The organism is Novosphingobium sp. CECT 9465, from assembly GCF_920987055.1.
Taxonomy (GTDB): Bacteria; Pseudomonadota; Alphaproteobacteria; order Sphingomonadales; family Sphingomonadaceae; genus Novosphingobium.
In genome coordinates this window covers 1,840,403-1,854,258 of the sequence record NZ_CAKLBX010000001.1, presented here as the reverse complement: position 1 = coordinate 1,854,258, position 13,856 = coordinate 1,840,403, and the positions used below count along the sequence as shown (strand labels likewise).

The 13,856-nt window shown below is 62.8% G+C and carries 17 protein-coding genes and 2 riboswitches; of the genes, 14 read left to right on the top strand and 3 right to left on the bottom strand.

Annotated elements, in window-relative coordinates; translation table 11 throughout:
• Position 1: 1 nt before the first annotated feature.
• The 3 genes from LUA85_RS09040 to folP all read left to right on the top strand — a co-directional run bounded on the left by LUA85_RS09040 (position 2) and on the right by folP (position 3,219).
• The gene (locus LUA85_RS09040) at positions 2 to 643 is read left to right on the top strand and encodes a ribonuclease HII (RefSeq protein WP_231471812.1); all 642 of its coding nucleotides are present in this window, start codon (positions 2 to 4) and stop codon (positions 641 to 643) included.
• 206 nt (positions 644 to 849) lie between these two features.
• A complete protein-coding gene (locus LUA85_RS09035) occupies positions 850 to 2,007 on the top strand; it encodes a site-specific DNA-methyltransferase (RefSeq protein WP_305799987.1) in 1,158 nt (385 codons plus the stop codon).
• Positions 2,008 to 2,115: 108 nt separating this feature from the next.
• Complete coding sequence (gene folP, locus LUA85_RS09030; protein WP_231468928.1) at positions 2,116 to 3,219, top strand: dihydropteroate synthase; 1,104 nt, start codon at positions 2,116 to 2,118, stop codon at positions 3,217 to 3,219.
• Here folP and LUA85_RS09025 read toward each other — a convergent pair.
• Genes LUA85_RS09025 through LUA85_RS09020 form a run of 3 tightly spaced genes read right to left on the bottom strand, consistent with a single transcriptional unit; the run spans position 3,216 to position 5,421 of the window.
• A complete protein-coding gene (locus tag LUA85_RS09025) occupies positions 3,216 to 3,797 on the bottom strand; it encodes an SDR family NAD(P)-dependent oxidoreductase (RefSeq protein ID WP_371823665.1) in 582 nt (193 codons plus the stop codon). The two genes, folP and LUA85_RS09025, sit on opposite strands and share 4 nt — an antisense overlap.
• Positions 3,731 to 3,982, bottom strand: coding sequence for a hypothetical protein (locus tag LUA85_RS21715; RefSeq protein WP_371823664.1), 252 nt, complete (start codon positions 3,980 to 3,982; stop codon positions 3,731 to 3,733). The genes LUA85_RS09025 and LUA85_RS21715 overlap by 67 nt, the downstream gene beginning before the upstream one ends.
• Positions 3,983 to 4,002: 20 nt before the next feature.
• Positions 4,003 to 5,421, bottom strand: coding sequence for a sigma-54 dependent transcriptional regulator (locus tag LUA85_RS09020; RefSeq protein WP_231468926.1), 1,419 nt, complete (start codon positions 5,419 to 5,421; stop codon positions 4,003 to 4,005).
• 162 nt (positions 5,422 to 5,583) lie between these two features.
• Between LUA85_RS09020 and LUA85_RS21605 the strand changes: the two genes are divergently transcribed.
• The 11 genes from LUA85_RS21605 to gcvH all read left to right on the top strand — a co-directional run bounded on the left by LUA85_RS21605 (position 5,584) and on the right by gcvH (position 13,853).
• Positions 5,584 to 5,724 (top strand): aa3-type cytochrome c oxidase subunit IV, encoded by a 141-nt coding sequence (locus LUA85_RS21605; RefSeq protein ID WP_371823663.1) that lies wholly within the window; start codon positions 5,584 to 5,586, stop codon positions 5,722 to 5,724.
• Positions 5,725 to 5,731: 7 nt separating this feature from the next.
• A complete protein-coding gene (locus tag LUA85_RS09015) occupies positions 5,732 to 6,862 on the top strand; it encodes an NAD(P) transhydrogenase subunit alpha (RefSeq protein ID WP_231468924.1) in 1,131 nt (376 codons plus the stop codon).
• Positions 6,859 to 7,335, top strand: coding sequence for an endonuclease domain-containing protein (locus LUA85_RS09010; protein ID WP_256448242.1), 477 nt, complete (start codon positions 6,859 to 6,861; stop codon positions 7,333 to 7,335). The genes LUA85_RS09015 and LUA85_RS09010 overlap by 4 nt, the downstream gene beginning before the upstream one ends.
• A complete protein-coding gene (locus tag LUA85_RS09005; RefSeq protein WP_225007534.1) occupies positions 7,335 to 7,619 on the top strand; it encodes an NAD(P) transhydrogenase subunit alpha in 285 nt (94 codons plus the stop codon). The genes LUA85_RS09010 and LUA85_RS09005 overlap by 1 nt, the downstream gene beginning before the upstream one ends.
• Positions 7,619 to 9,031: an NAD(P)(+) transhydrogenase (Re/Si-specific) subunit beta gene (locus tag LUA85_RS09000; protein WP_231468920.1), complete on the top strand. Its 1,413-nt coding sequence runs from the start codon at positions 7,619 to 7,621 to the stop codon at positions 9,029 to 9,031. Before LUA85_RS09005 ends, LUA85_RS09000 begins: the two co-directional genes overlap by 1 nt.
• Positions 9,031 to 9,357 carry a hypothetical protein gene (locus tag LUA85_RS08995; RefSeq protein ID WP_231468918.1) on the top strand — a complete coding sequence of 109 codons (327 nt, stop codon included), beginning with the start codon at positions 9,031 to 9,033 and terminating at the stop codon, positions 9,355 to 9,357. Before LUA85_RS09000 ends, LUA85_RS08995 begins: the two co-directional genes overlap by 1 nt.
• A 119-nt stretch (positions 9,358 to 9,476) precedes the next feature.
• A complete protein-coding gene (locus LUA85_RS08990; RefSeq protein ID WP_231468917.1) occupies positions 9,477 to 10,166 on the top strand; it encodes an aspartate/glutamate racemase family protein in 690 nt (229 codons plus the stop codon).
• 4 nt (positions 10,167 to 10,170) lie between these two features.
• A complete protein-coding gene (locus LUA85_RS08985) occupies positions 10,171 to 11,346 on the top strand; it encodes a deoxyguanosinetriphosphate triphosphohydrolase (protein ID WP_231468914.1) in 1,176 nt (391 codons plus the stop codon).
• Positions 11,339 to 12,016 (top strand): NAD(P)H-binding protein, encoded by a 678-nt coding sequence (locus LUA85_RS08980; protein WP_231468912.1) that lies wholly within the window; start codon positions 11,339 to 11,341, stop codon positions 12,014 to 12,016. Before LUA85_RS08985 ends, LUA85_RS08980 begins: the two co-directional genes overlap by 8 nt.
• Positions 12,017 to 12,069: 53 nt before the next feature.
• A riboswitch (glycine riboswitch) is annotated at positions 12,070 to 12,170 on the top strand.
• Positions 12,171 to 12,294: riboswitch (glycine riboswitch) on the top strand.
• 33 nt (positions 12,295 to 12,327) lie between these two features.
• Positions 12,328 to 13,482, top strand: a complete 1,155-nt coding sequence (gene gcvT, locus LUA85_RS08975; protein WP_231468910.1) for a glycine cleavage system aminomethyltransferase GcvT — start codon at positions 12,328 to 12,330, stop codon at positions 13,480 to 13,482.
• Positions 13,482 to 13,853, top strand: coding sequence for a glycine cleavage system protein GcvH (gene gcvH, locus LUA85_RS08970; protein ID WP_231468908.1), 372 nt, complete (start codon positions 13,482 to 13,484; stop codon positions 13,851 to 13,853). The genes gcvT and gcvH overlap by 1 nt, the downstream gene beginning before the upstream one ends.
• The last annotated feature ends 3 nt before the right edge of the window (positions 13,854 to 13,856 follow it).

The following is a 13,856-nucleotide window of genomic DNA, read 5'->3' as shown; positions in this document are numbered from 1 at the left end:
AATGCCCCGCAACGCCAACAGTGCCACAACCTTTTTGCCCGGTGACTCATCCGGCCTGATCGTCGGCGTGGATGAAGCGGGCAGGGGACCGCTGGCCGGGCCGGTGGTGGCGGCCGCGGTGATCCTGTGCAAGCCACGCCCCGCAGGGCTGGACGATTCCAAGAAGCTGACGGCGCTGCGCCGTGCCGGGCTGGAAGAGAAGATCAAGCGCCGCTGCCGCTGGGCGGTGGGCGTCGTCGAACCCGAAGAGATCGACCGCCTGAACATCTTCGGCGCAACCATGCTGGCGATGACGCTGGCCGTGGCGGCGCTGTGTGAACAGCTCGAAGGCCACGAGGTGGTTGGGGAAGTCCTGATCGACGGCAATCTTACGCCGCAGGGACGGCGCAGCGAATGGTGCTGGCCCGCGCGGCCCATCGTAGGCGGCGACGCGCTGGAACCATGCATTTCAGCAGCATCGATCATCGCCAAGGAGCATCGCGACAGGATCATGCGGCAGGCCGCGCTCGATCATCCGCATTACGGGTGGGAACGCAATGCAGGATATGGCACGCCGGAGCATCTGGCAGCGCTGCGCCACCATGGCGCCACCCCGCTGCATCGCCGCAGCTTCGCTCCTGTGGCGCAACTCCAGCTCCTGTAACAAAATAAATTTCGCGGTGAGTCCGGCATGGCACACCACCAGATGTTGAGTCCGCACCTGTGCGCAGGACTCTACATGTCGATCTGGACTCGTTCCGTTCTCGCAAGTCTTCCGCCACGACTCGCCAGAATCCGGCGAGTCGTGGCTTGACGGCGGACTCGCAATGACTCACCAGTGGCCCGGAAATTCAGGGGTCAGGGCAAAGCATGGCAGTCGCATTGAAGGAACGGTCACCCAAGGTTCGCGAGCGCGCGCTTCGGGCAGCACCGGCAAAGGTCATCAAGAGCGAAATCGCGCTGCCGCTCAACCGTATCCTGCGTGGCGACTGCATCGAGGAAATGCGCAAGTTGCCCGATGGTTCGATCGACATGATCTTTGCCGATCCGCCCTATAACCTGCAACTGGGTGGCGATCTGGCGCGCCCCGATGGCAGTCATGTGGATGCGGTGACCAATGACTGGGACAAGTTCTCCAGCTTTGCTGTATATGACAAGTTCACCCGCGAATGGCTGGCCGAGGCGCATCGCCTGCTGAAGGCCGATGGTTCGATCTGGGTGATCGGCAGCTATCACAACATCTTCCGCGTGGGCACAATCCTGCAGGATCTGGGCTTCTGGATCCTGAACGACATCATCTGGCGCAAGGCCAATCCCATGCCCAATTTCAAGGGTACGCGCTTTACCAACGCGCACGAGACACTGATCTGGGCGTCGAAAAGCGAGAAATCGAAGTACACCTTCAATTATCGCGCGATGAAGACGCTGAACGATGAATTGCAGATGCGGTCCGACTGGGTCCTGCCGATCTGTTCCGGCCCGGAACGCCTGCGCCGCAACGGCACCAAGGCGCACCCCACGCAAAAGCCGGAAGCGCTGCTCTATCGCGTGATGCTGGCCACGACCAACAAGGGCGATGTCGTGCTCGACCCGTTCTTCGGCACCGGCACCACCGGCGCAGTCGCCAAGCGGCTTGGCCGCGACTGGATCGGTTGCGAACGCGAGGCGGATTACATCGAGGTTGCCGAAGAGCGCATCGCACTGGCCCTGCCGCTGGATGAAAGCGCGCTGGTTACGATGCAGTCGAAGCGCTCTGCCCCCAAGGTGGCGTTCGGCGCGCTGGTGGAAAGCGGTTACCTGACCCCCGGCATGCGGCTGACGGCGAAGAAGGGTGCGTTCAGTGCGGTGGTCCGCGCCGATGGTTCGTTGCAATCGGGGGCGGACATCGGCTCGATCCACGGCCTCGGCGCCAAGCTTCAGGGCGCGCCGTCGTGCAACGGATGGACTTTCTGGCATGTAGACCACGAGGGCGAGATCAAGCCGATTGACGCGTTGCGCCAGTTGTATCTGCTCGCCGTCGAGGATTGAGCGCTTGAAACCACACCGCCCCCCCGCGTAGTCGGGGGCTTCATGCCTTGAGGCGGAACCTTGCGGGCGAATGCCTGAGGTCGCCGCCTTCGCGGGGACGCAGCAATTATGAACGTCTATATTCGTCCAATTGCGCTGGCCGAAAGCCCTCAGTCGGAAGAGGGTGAGGCGATCCGCCTTGGCGGCGGATTGGTCTATGCCAGCAGGTTTGCCCTGATCGTGCGAGAAGGCGGCAAAGTGCTTTCGCGCCAGCGACTTGGCGTTGCCGAACTGCCACGCGCAATTTCCGCGCTTCCAGATGCGCTGGGGCAGGAAGCCTCGATCCAGTGGGACAATTTGCGCCGCGTTCATGCGCCGTTGACATGCGGCGCGCGCATGATCCGGCTCGATCAGCCGCAGATCATGGGTATTCTCAACGTCACGCCGGACAGTTTTTCGGATGGCGGCAAGTTTCTCGACAAGCCTGACGCGGCACTCGACCACGCCCATGCGATGCTGGCAGCGGGTGCAGGCATCATCGATGTCGGCGGGGAATCCACCCGGCCCGGCGCGGCGGCTGTGTGGGAGGGCGACGAGATCAAACGCGTGGTCCCGGTGATCGAGCGTCTGGCGGCCAGCGGCGCCGCCATTTCCATCGATAGCCGTCGTTCGACGGTGATCGAAGCGGCGCTGGCGGCGGGCGCGCATATCGTCAACGATGTGTCAGCTATGCGCCACGATCAGCGCACGGCCGAGATCATCGCCCGCAGCGGAGCGCCGGTCGTGCTGATGCACGCGCCGGGCGATGCAGGCGATCTTCATGCAGATGGCGAATATGCCGACGTGGTGCTCGACGTGTTCGATGCCTTGCGCGAACGGCGCGATGCGGCTCTTTCGGCAGGGATTATGCGTGAGAAGATCCTGCTCGATCCGGGCATAGGATTTGGCAAGTGTTTGGCCGAAAACCTCATGTTGATCAACGCATTACCGCTGTTTCATGCGCTGGGGCAACCGATTCTGTTCGGGGCCAGCCGCAAGCGCCTGATCGGCGCCCTGTCCAACGAAGTGCCATCGCACCAACGCATGGCGGGATCGGTCATGCTGGCAATCAAGGCCATGGACGCCGGATGCCAGATCGTTCGGGTGCATGACGTGGCCGAAACGGTGCAGGCGCTGCACGTGTGGCGGGGCTTGCGCGATGCGGCGCTGACCGATTTCGGGCAATTGCCCTAAAGCGAAACGCCGCCGTCACTGACAAGGCAGGTGCCGGTGATCGTTGCTGCGGCGTCCGACAGCAGGAAGCCGATCTGCGCGGCAATTTCGTCCGCTCTGGCAAAACGCCCCAGTGGTGTCGCTTCCTCGGCCATGGCCGCCAGTGCTTGTGCCCGCCCGCCGTGCTGCTCGACCAGGGGGGCGAACCATTCGGCGCGGTCCCACATGCCGGTGTCCACTCCGCCCGGTGCGATGGCGTTGACCCGTACACCATATGCCGCTGCTTCCGCCGCTGCCACTTTGGTCAGTTGGATCGTGGCGGCCTTCGAGGCGGAATAAGCGGCGGTGCCGGGCGCAGCCTTGATCCCTGAGACTGATGCCGTGAGGACCACCGACCCGCTGCCCTGCCGCTTCATCGCCTGGAGCGCGGTCCTGAGCGAGAGGAACGCGCCATCGAGGTTCACCGCCATGGTCTTGCGCCAATTGGCGATATCGAGGTCGACAATCTCGCCGCTGCTGGCGATTCCGGCGTTCAACACGGCATAGTCGAGTTGAGGCAAGTCGCGTTCGAGCAGCTTCCACAGTGAAGGGTCCGCCACATCGCCGCCCGCGCGATCACAGGGCACGAAAGATCGAGTGCATCCAGCCCCGCTCGGTCCATGTCGATCAGGATCAACCGGCCAATGCCGCGATCATCCAGCCAGCGCGCCATTGCCGCGCCAATGCCTGATGCCGCGCCGGTAACCAGCGCGACCTTGCCCTTGAATTCCGATTCATTCGTCATGCCCGCACGGCTAGCGCGGGTCAGGCGGCGTTGTCGATGCCAAGTTCCGAAAGCTTGCGGTAAAGGGTGGACCGTCCGATCCCCAGGCGGCGCGCCACTTCGGTCATCCGCCCGCGATAATGCCCGATGGCAAGGCGGATCACATCGGCCTCGATCTCTTCCAGCGGGCGCAGGTTGCCATCGGGGGCGAACAGGGTAACGCCCGCGCCGTCGGTGACACTGGGTGCGCGGCGGCTGCTTTCACCGATGAGGTTGGAAAGATTGGGGAAATCCTGCGCTGTCAAGGCCTCGCCATCGCAGAATACGGCGGCGCGGAACAGCGTGGCCTGCAACTGGCGGACGTTGCCGGGCCAGTCATAGGCGGCCAGCAGCGCCAGCGCGCCATCGGTTATGCCCAGCGCGCGCAATCCGGGCTGTTCTCCGATGCGCGTGAGGAAGTGGCGGGCAAGCGCCGGAATATCGCCCGAACGCTGGCGAAGTGCCGGCAGGAATACTTGGGTCTGGGTCAGGAGGGCATGCAATTCGGCGCTGAAATCGCCGGTCTCGACCAGATCGCGCAGGCCGGCGTTGGCGCAGGCGATAAGGCGTACATCGACGCGGAACGAATGGCGCGCACCGATAGGCTGTACATCGCCGCGTTCCAGGAACCGCACGAGGCGCTCCTGCATCGTTTCGGGCAGGCGGTCGATTTCATCGATCACCAGCGTACCGCCATCGGCGTGTTGCAACACGCCGATGTGGCGTTCGAACGCGCCGGGAAACGCACCCTTTTCGTGGCCGAAGAGGACCGATTCGATCTGGTTGGCCGGAATGCTGCCGATGTTGACCGTGCGCAGCGCTGTCTTGGAGCGGGGGCTGGCGGCATGCATCGCACGGACCAGCATTTCCTTGCCGGTGCCACTCTCGCCCTCGATCAGTACAGTGCCATGTGTCCGCGCGGCCTTGGCCGATACGGCCAGCGCAGCGCGGAAGGCAGGCGTTGCCCCGATCATCGAATCGAAATCGAGCGTCGCGCCGATCTTCTCGGTCAGCGGTTGCAATTCGCACGCATCCACTTCACGCGTGGTTGCGCTGCGCAGGGCCTGAAGCAATCGTTCGGGCGCGACCGGCTTGATCAGGTAATCGGTGGCGCCTGCGCGCATCGCCTCCACCGCCAGCAGCGGCGAGGCGCTGGTCGTCAGCATCAGGATCGGCAGGGCGGGGCGGCGGGCCTTGAGTTCCGCTATCAGGGCGCAGGCGTCGTCGCCCGGCACCCATTGATCGAGGATGATCGCTCCAAGCTGCATGCCCTGGCGTGTGCCCAGCGTTGCGATGGCGCTTTCGGAATCGCGCGCAATGATCGTGCGCCACCCCTCGCGCGATGCCAGCGCTGAAATCAGGCGGCATTGCGCGGGTTCATCGTCGATGAGCATGAGAAGGCGCTGTTCTGGCTCCTGCATGACCTGGTCTATTGACTCCCCCCTGGTTGGCGACAGGAGCGGATCATTAGCTGCATAGGGTAAAGACCCGATTAAGCGCGATCGGACAGTTCCGGCCTTGAGCAACCGCCGCGCGGTCGCTAGAGCACACGCGTCGCGTCTGCACGACGCGCGAATTCCGGCATGAATCTGGGGATGAAAATGGCTTCTGCAAATGATATGAAAGCTGCCAACGCCACTTACGAAGGCTTCGTAAACCTCGTGAAGTGGTCCACACCAGCAATTTGCGTCCTGGTCCTCATCGTCATCCTCGTGATCCAGTAACCGACAGGTGACGGGGGCAACAAGAATCGCCGTTCTTCGGGAACGCGCGAGTGGGGAGAGCAGGGTTTCGGCGACGCCGGAAACCGTGAAGAAATTTATCGCCCTTGGTGCAACCGTTGTCGTTGAAAGCGGCGCCGGCGCAGGTGCTTCGATCGGTGACGATGATTATCGTGCCGCTGGCGCTGAAATCGTCGTGGCCGATGCCGCCAAAGATGCCGACATCGTGCTTGGCATACAAGGTCCCGAAGCAGACCTGCTCGTCGGCGCAAAGCAAGGCGCGTGGGTCGTGGCAGGGCTGGACCCGTTCGGCAGGCGTGACCGCGTGGAAGCTTATGCCGCTGCCGGACTTGAAGCGCTGGCGATGGAATTCATGCCGCGCATCACGCGCGCGCAATCGATGGACATCCTTTCGTCGCAGTCGAATCTTGCGGGCTACAAGGCAGTTCTGGTTGCCGCCAACCTTTATGGTCGCGCTTTCCCGATGATGATGACGGCGGCGGGCACGGTTTCAGCCGCCAAGGCTTTCGTCATGGGTGTCGGTGTTGCCGGGCTTCAGGCCATAGCCACAGCCCGCCGTCTTGGCGCGCAAGTCTCGGCAACCGACGTGCGCTCGGCGACGAAGGAACAGATCCAGTCGCTCGGCGCCAAGCCGATCTTCGTCGAAAACGTCGCCGGGATCGAGGGCGAGGGCGCGGGCGGCTACGCTACCGAAATGTCGGAGGAATACCAGAAGGCGCAGGCCGAACTGGTTTCGGCGCACATCGCCAAGCAGGACATCGTGATTACCACCGCGCTGATTCCGGGACGGCCTGCACCGCGGCTGATTTCCGATGTCCAGATCGCCACGATGAAGCCGGGTTCGGTGATCTTCGATCTGGCGGTTTCGCAAGGTGGGAATGTCGAGGGTTCTGTCGCGGATCAGGTGGTCGAAAAGCACGGCGTCAAGATCGTCGGCTATTCGAACACGCCGGCACATCTGGCGGCGGACGCATCGGCCTTGTTCAGTCGCAATCTTTACAACTTCCTCTCGGCTTTCTGGGATAAGGAGCAGGGCAAGCCTGTTCTGGACGAGGAAATCGGCAACGCCATCCGCCTGACGCAGGGCGGCAAGGTGGTCAGCGAGAGGCTGCTGGGGTGATCGCACCCGGCGGTGTCGCCAATCCTCCCCGGTACGGGGAGGGGGACCGCCCGAAGGGGGGTGGAGGGGCTTCTCCTCCATCGCAGCGCCACGTTGTTTACCGCGCCCGCCAACTCAGGCGGGAAATGACAAAGCCTGAGGTCATGTTGTGGCAAGTGCTGCGGCAACGGCCAAGGGGACTGAAGTTCCGCCGGCAACATCCGGTTGGCCCCTACATCGCCGACTTCTATTGTTCAGCCGCAAGGCTGGTCATCGAGGTCGAGGGGTGGGTTCACGATACCGAACGCGCCACCAAAGACGACATCAGGTTCAAGTTCCTGGCAGATAACGGGTACAGGGTTTTGAGGGTTTCGGCGAAGCGCATTCTCGCGGACGTCGTTGGCACTGCCGACGCCATTGCCGCGCGGGCGGAGAGTCCCCTCCACCATCCTGCGGATGGTCCCCCTCCCCGTGCCGGGGAGGAAGGGGAATAATGGACTTCATATCAATTCTCTCGATCTTCGTGATGGCCTGCTTCGTGGGCTATTATGTCGTCTGGTCGGTCACGCCCGCGCTGCACACGCCGCTGATGGCGGTGACCAATGCGATCTCCTCGGTGATCGTGGTCGGCGCGCTGGTTGCTGCGGCGGCTGAGGGTTCGGCGGTCTCGAAGTGGCTGGGGCTTGGCGCGGTGGTGCTGGCTTCGGTCAACATCTTTGGCGGCTTTGCCGTGACCGAGCGCATGCTGGCGATGTACAAGAAGAAGGAGAAGAAGTGATGGAGCACATCGCAACTCCTTCGTGGGCCTCACTGGCCTACCTTGTTTCGGGTGTTCTGTTCATCCTTGCGCTGCGCGGCCTGTCCAGTCCGGCAACGTCACGCGCGGGTAACCGCTATGGCATGATCGGCATGGCGATTGCGATGGTGACCACGCTTTACACGCACTCGATCGCCAGCCTGCCCGAAATCGTCGGCGCGCTGGTCATCGGCGGTGGCGTTGGATTCGTCACCGCGCGCAAGATCAAGATGACCGACATGCCGCAGCTTGTTGCTGCATTCCATTCGCTGGTGGGCCTTGCGGCGGTGCTGGTTGGCCTTGCCGCTTATCTTAACCCCATCGCGTTCGGCATTGCCGGTGCAGATGGCGTGATCGAGGTGCAGAGCCGCATCGAGATGGGCCTTGGCATTGCCATCGGTGCGATCACGTTCTCAGGGAGCATCATCGCGTTCCTGAAGCTGGCAGGCAAGATGAGCGGCGCACCGATCATGCTGCCGGGTCGCCATGTACTGAACCTTGGCACGCTGGTCGCGATCCTCGGTCTGGTGGCGTACTTCACGCAGGACCAGAGCCAGTGGGTGATCGTGGCGATCACCGTGCTGTCGTTCATCATCGGCTTCCTGCTGATCATCCCGATTGGCGGCGCGGACATGCCGGTGGTCGTTTCGATGCTCAATTCCTATTCGGGCTGGGCAGCGGCGGCGATGGGCTTCACGCTCCACAACACCGCGATGATCATCACCGGCGCGCTGGTGGGGTCGTCGGGTGCGATCCTTTCGTACATCATGTGCAAGGCGATGAACCGCAGCTTCATTTCGGTGATCGCAGGCGGTTTCGGTGCAGGCCCCGAAGCGGGCGGCGGCGAGGCGCGCGAACAGCGCCCGTGGAAGCGCGGCTCGGCCGAAGACGCGGCTTACATGATGAAGGAAGCCGAAAACGTCATCATCATTCCAGGCTACGGCATGGCGGTTTCGCAGGCCCAACATGCGCTGCGCGAAATGGGCGATCAGTTGAAGGCCCATGGCGTCAACGTGAAATATGCCATCCACCCGGTCGCGGGCCGTATGCCCGGCCACATGAACGTGCTGCTGGCCGAAGCCAACGTGCCTTATGACGAAGTGTTCGAACTGGAAGACATCAACAGCGAGTTCGCGCAAGCAGACGTCGCCTTCATCATCGGCGCGAACGATGTGGTGAACCCGGCAGCCAAGACCGACAAATCCAGCCCGATCTACGGCATGCCGGTGTTCGATGTGGATAAGGCCAAGACGATTTTCTTCGTCAAGCGCAGCATGGGCGGGGTCGGCTATGCCGGTGTCGACAACGACGTGTTCTACATGGACCAGACGATGATGCTGCTCGCCGATGCCAAGAAAATGGTCGAGGACATCGTCAAGTCGCTGGGGCATTGATGATGGGGCGCGTCCTCGCTGCCGTCCTCCTTACAGGGGTCGGGCTGATGGGGGCTTGCGCGCCTGCCAAGCTGGCCGAGGGCCGCGTGAAATCGGCACTGGTCGATGCCGGGCTTTCGGATTCCAACGCCGCCTGCATGGCGGAACGAATGACCGATCGCCTGTCCATCGGGCAGTTGCAGCGGTTGCAGGCCCTGCAAGGGACCAAGCGAGGGCTGGCAGACTATGTGGCAACGGTGAAGCGGCTTGGCGATGCGGAACTTCTGGGCGTCACCTCCAGCGCCGCCGCGCTTTGTGCCATGGGGCTGGCACCGGAAAAGAATTGAATCCTTCAGCGGTTCGTTTCGACATATGCGGTTGAGACTCAAATCCGTCGGCCTTTTTCTGGACCTGCCGCGCCCGCTTGCCTAAGGCCGGAAGCGAACAGCCTGGGGAGTATCTGACTTTGCGCAAGATCGGCCTTATCGGCGGGATGAGCTGGGTTTCGACCCGCACATACTACGAAGACATCAACCAGCTGGTGCAGGCGCGGACAAGCAAGCTGGCCAGTGCGCCACTGCTGATCGAAAGTCTGGATTTCACCGATCTGGTCCGCCTGTCCACGCCGGAACAATGGGCGCATGCCGCCGATGTCTTGTCGGACAGCGCGCGCCGCCTTGAACAGGCCGGAGCGACCGCGCTGCTGATCGGCGCCAATTCGATGCACAAGGTCTATGACAAGGTGGCCGAGGCTGTGTCCGTGCCGGTGATCCACATTGCCGATGTGGTGGGCGCAAGGATGCAGGCCAATGGCGTGACCAGCGCAACGCTTCTGGGCACACGCAACGTCGTGATGGAAAGCTTCTACCGCAAACGCCTTGTCGCTCATGGGGTGACGCTGCTGCCACCGGTGATGGAAGAGGTCGAGGAAGTCGACCGGATCATTTACGAAGAACTCATGCAGGGCAAGGCCACGCGCGCAGCGGAGCGGACGCTGAAGACGATGCTGACTTCCATGGGCAATCGCGGCGCGCAGGCAGCTGTTCTGGGCTGCACCGAACTTGACATGGTGATCGACGTCGATGCCAATGTCCTGCCGATCTATGACTGCACCCGCATCCATGCCGAGGCGGCAGTTGACTGGATTATCGGGTAAACCCATGATCTTCGAAGGCCGCGCGCCTTATGCCAGCGATCCGTTGCGGTCACGCGGACGGGAATTTGGCAGTGATGGCGCATCCACGCGCGGTCCGCGCAGCGATTTCCAGCGTGATCGCGACCGGATCATTCATTCCATCGCGTTCCGCCGCTTGCGCCACAAGACGCAGGTGTTCATCGCGCCCGATGGCGATCACTACCGCGTCCGGTTGACGCACAGCCTTGAAGTGGCGCAAATCGGCCGCGTGATCGCGCGGGCGCTGGGGCTGGACGAGGATCTGACCGAGGCGCTGTGCCTTGCCCACGACATCGGGCACCCGCCGTTCGGCCATGCGGGGGAAGATGCGCTTGAAGCCGCGATGGCTGATGCCGGCGGATTCGATCACAACGCCAATACCTTGCGCGTCCTGATGCGGCTCGAAAGCCCTTACTGTGAGCATGAAGGACTGAATCTTTCGTGGGAGACGCTGGAGGGCCTTGCCAAGCACAATGGACCGGTTCTGGGGCCTGCGTGGGCGCTGAAGGAACTGGATGCAGCCTATCCCCTGGACCTGACCACATTTGCCTCGCTCGAAGCTCAGGTGGCTGCGATTTCCGACGATATAGCCTATGACAATCACGACATTGACGATGGCTTGCGCGCGGGCTTCCTGTGTCTTGACGATCTGCTGGAACTGCCATCGGTTGCCGATCAGTGGCGACTGATAGAGCGGCGCTATCCCGGCGCACCACAGGAGCGGGCCTTGCGCGAACTTGTGCGTGGGCAGATCGGGCGGATGGTCAACGATGTGATCGCACAGACCCGCCACCGCATTGCCGAAACGGGCGTCGCCAGCGTCGAGGATGTACGCGCGCTGACCGCACCGATTGCCACATTTTCGAGTGCGATGGGCGAGGAGGAGCGCGCGCTCAAGCGGTTCATGTACGACCGGCTTTACCTGCACGATGAACAGCGCGCGACGGCAGACCGTGCGCGCGACGTGATCGCAGCGCTGTTTGCGGCTTACGTCTCCGATCCTTCGCAGATGCCGCCAAGCTGGCGAGCGACGCTGCCCGAAGCACAGCCCGCGCGCACACGGCACATCGCCGATTTCATCTCCGGCATGACCGATCGTTACGCTATCGACAGCTATGCTCGCCTGTTCGGCGAAGCGCCTGAGGGGCTGCGCAATGCCTGAGCAGACGCGTGTGGTTCTCGTCGGTGCTACCGGATTGATCGGGCGCGCGGTCATGGCTGAGGCGGTAGGGCGGCATGACATTCATCTGGTCGCCGTTGCCCGCCGCGAAGTGCCGCTGCCCAAGGGCGCGCGCATGGAAATGCTGCTGTCCGATACCGGGCACTGGCCCGATGCCATTGCCGCCGGCCGTCCTCATGCGGTCGTCATCGCACTTGGCACCACGATCAAGGCCGTGGGCGGAGACAAGGCAGCATTCCGGGCAGTGGATCACGATCTGGTGCTGGAATGTGCTGCTGCGGCCAAGGCTGCGGGGGCGCAGCAACTGATCGTGGTGTCATCGGTAGGCGCCCGGTTCTCGTCGAAAAATTTCTACCGCTCGGTCAAGGGCGAGGTGGAGGACAAGCTGGCGAAGCTGCACTTCGACAGGCTCGATATCCTGCGGCCGGGGCTGCTGCGCGGCCACCGCGACGGACCGCCACGCCCGGCGGAGCGCTGGGGCGCCATTTTCAGTCCGGTGCTCGATCTGCTCATGCAGGGTTCCCTGCGCAAGTACCGATCGGCACGGGCGGGCGATCTTGCACGGGTGATCCTGACACTGGCGGGCAACAGGCAGCGTGGCCGCCACGTTCTTGAACACGACGATTTCCGGCGAATCTTGCGCCGGGGATAAGGATGATCGGGCGCGGTTGACTTGGGGCCGCACCACCGCGACAAGGCAGCGTCGCTGATCGCGCGGGAGAGTTCTCTCGATTCGTTCAGGATCGAGAGACGCCGAAGGAGCAACCGCCCCGGAATCTCTCAGGCAAATGGACCGCGTGGGTCGATAGCGACGCTCTGGAAAGTGCCACTTCTCGACAGAGGGGGGCCGCCGAAGGGGTAACCTCGTGAAGCCTTTCTGGAGAGGAAGGTGGGGGAAAGCTCTCAGGTTTCCGTGACAGAGGGGGCGCCGAATGGCGTCTGAACTGTACGGGAAACTGATTTGTGAGCGACACATACGATATTGATCCGACCGACGATGCCGAGCCGCTCGGCCCGCTGGCGCTTCCACTCGATGGCTGGCACCGCGCGCGCGGTGGCCGCATGGTGGACTTCGCGGGCTACTGGATGCCCGTGCAGTTCGAGGGCATCATCGCCGAACATCTGTGGACGCGGCAATCTGCCGGGTTCTTCGATGTTTCGCACATGGGCCAGCTTTACGTTTCGGGCGAGGGCACCGAGGCCGCGCTTGAAGCGGTGCTTCCCATCGATCTTTCGACGCTCCCCTTGGGCGGGGTGCGCTATTCGCTGCTGTTGAACGCCGAGGGCGGCATTCTTGATGACCTGATGGTTACCCGCTGGGGGACTGGGTTCGACCTTGTCGTCAACGGCGCAACCAAGTGGGACGACATTGCCCATTTGCGCGAAAATCTGCCCGATGAAGTGACGCTCAATCATCTTGAGGATACAGCGCTGTTCGCCTTGCAGGGGCCGGCAGCCTTCGAGGCCCTCGCCCCGCTGGTTACCGGCGAATATCCTCTGTCGGCACTCACGTTCATGCGCGGTGGCCAGTTCAAGCTGGGCGGGGTCGATGCCTGGATCAGTCGGTCGGGTTATACCGGCGAAGATGGCTTCGAAATCTCGGTTCCGGCGGAAAACGCCGCAGAACTGGCAGACCTGATCTGTGCGCAACCGCAAGTGAAGCCGATCGGTCTGGGCGCGCGTGACAGCTTGCGCCTTGAAGCGGGCCTGCCGCTTTACGGACACGACATGACCGACACCGTCGATCCGGTCAGCGCCGACCTGCTGTTCGGGATCAACAAGCGCCGCCGCAGCGAAGGCGGATTTCCCGGCGCGGATCATATCCTGCCACTGATCGCCACCGGCGCATCCACACGTCGGGTAGGCCTGGTGATCGAAGGCCGCATGGCCGCGCGCGAGGGTGCGACGGTATATTCCGGTGATACCAAAGTCGGCATTGTCACTTCGGGCGGGTTTTCTCCCAGCCTCGAACGCCCGATTGCCATGGCCTTCGTTGCCACCGAACATGCCGCCCCCGGCACCCCGCTTTCCATCGATGTGCGTGGACGCATGCTGTCCGCCACCGTCGCGTCGATGCCATTCGTTCCCCACCGCTATCACCGCAAAGGAGCCGCATGATGACCCGCTATTTCACCAAGGACCACGAATGGATCGCGGTTGAAGGCAGCGAAGCCACTGTCGGCATCACCGATTATGCGCAGAGCCAGTTGGGCGACATCACGTTTGTCGAAGTGCCTGCGGTGGATGCTGCGGTGGCCAAGGGCGATAGCGCTTCCGTCGTCGACAGCGTGAAGGCTGCGTCCGATGTTTACGCGCCCGTTTCGGGCACGGTCACGGTGGTCAATGCCGCGCTCGAAGACCAGCCCGAACTGGTCAATTCCGATGCAGAGGGCGAGGGCTGGCTGTGGAAGATGATGCTGTCTGACCTGGCCGAACTCGATGGCCTGATGGACGAGGCCAGCTATCAGACATTCGTCGCGGGGCTGTGATCC

Bases quoted from the DNA above. Each gene is read 5' to 3' on its own strand.
- LUA85_RS09040 (WP_231471812.1), top strand. From the start codon at position 2: ATGCCCCGCAACGCCAACAGTGCCACAACCTTTTTGCCCGGTGACTCA.
- LUA85_RS09035 (WP_305799987.1), top strand. From the start codon at position 850: ATGGCAGTCGCATTGAAGGAACGGTCACCCAAGGTTCGCGAGCGCGCG.
- folP (WP_231468928.1), top strand. From the start codon at position 2,116: ATGAACGTCTATATTCGTCCAATTGCGCTGGCCGAAAGCCCTCAGTCG.
- LUA85_RS21715 (WP_371823664.1), bottom strand. From the start codon at position 3,982: ATGACGAATGAATCGGAATTCAAGGGCAAGGTCGCGCTGGTTACCGGC.
- LUA85_RS09020 (WP_231468926.1), bottom strand. From the start codon at position 5,421: ATGCAGGAGCCAGAACAGCGCCTTCTCATGCTCATCGACGATGAACCC.
- LUA85_RS21605 (WP_371823663.1), top strand. From the start codon at position 5,584: ATGAATCTGGGGATGAAAATGGCTTCTGCAAATGATATGAAAGCTGCC.
- LUA85_RS09005 (WP_225007534.1), top strand. From the start codon at position 7,335: ATGGACTTCATATCAATTCTCTCGATCTTCGTGATGGCCTGCTTCGTG.
- LUA85_RS09000 (WP_231468920.1), top strand. From the start codon at position 7,619: ATGGAGCACATCGCAACTCCTTCGTGGGCCTCACTGGCCTACCTTGTT.
- LUA85_RS08995 (WP_231468918.1), top strand. From the start codon at position 9,031: ATGATGGGGCGCGTCCTCGCTGCCGTCCTCCTTACAGGGGTCGGGCTG.
- LUA85_RS08985 (WP_231468914.1), top strand. From the start codon at position 10,171: ATGATCTTCGAAGGCCGCGCGCCTTATGCCAGCGATCCGTTGCGGTCA.
- LUA85_RS08980 (WP_231468912.1), top strand. From the start codon at position 11,339: ATGCCTGAGCAGACGCGTGTGGTTCTCGTCGGTGCTACCGGATTGATC.
- gcvH (WP_231468908.1), top strand. From the start codon at position 13,482: ATGACCCGCTATTTCACCAAGGACCACGAATGGATCGCGGTTGAAGGC.